This is a genomic window from Pseudomonas sp. 2822-17 (assembly GCF_002742485.1).
Taxonomy (GTDB): Bacteria; Pseudomonadota; Gammaproteobacteria; order Pseudomonadales; family Pseudomonadaceae; genus Aquipseudomonas; species Aquipseudomonas cyclaminis.
The window spans coordinates 1-401 of the sequence record NZ_LJRZ01000532.1 but is presented as its reverse complement, the minus strand read 5'-3'; the positions used below and the strand labels follow the sequence as shown (position 1 = coordinate 401).

At 31.2% G+C, this 401-nt stretch carries 1 protein-coding gene; it reads left to right on the top strand.

Translation table 11 applies throughout. The features are described 5' to 3' along the window. Positions 1–212: 212 nt before the first annotated feature. Positions 213–401: hypothetical protein (locus AOA60_RS34760; RefSeq protein WP_218240735.1), on the top strand; the 189-nt coding region annotated here is incomplete at its 3' end.

Genomic DNA, 401 nt, shown 5'->3' with positions numbered 1-401 from the left:
TACTATGGATTATTAAAAGAAGAGTTTTACACACAATCTCAAAACTAAGGGATAACAATATAAATACACATCTTTATCTTATTGAGCTAACGGAGAGCGATAGTGGAAGAAGCCGTTGCGTCCGTTATTGTGCTAACGGGCAATTTTGCACAAGAAGATCCAAGAATGATTTAGATAGAAAATAGCAATTTATAACTTTAAGGAGTTTAATTATGGATATAAGATATGAAAGTTTAATACCAGACAAGGAAGAATTTTTTCTACTATACGAAACAACAGGTTGGAATAGTAATGGTACATACACGAAAGAACAGTTATCTAAAGCTATTAAAAATAGTTGGTATTGTATCTCAGCTTATCATAATGATAAATTAGTTGCCTTAGGTCGAATTATCTCAGAT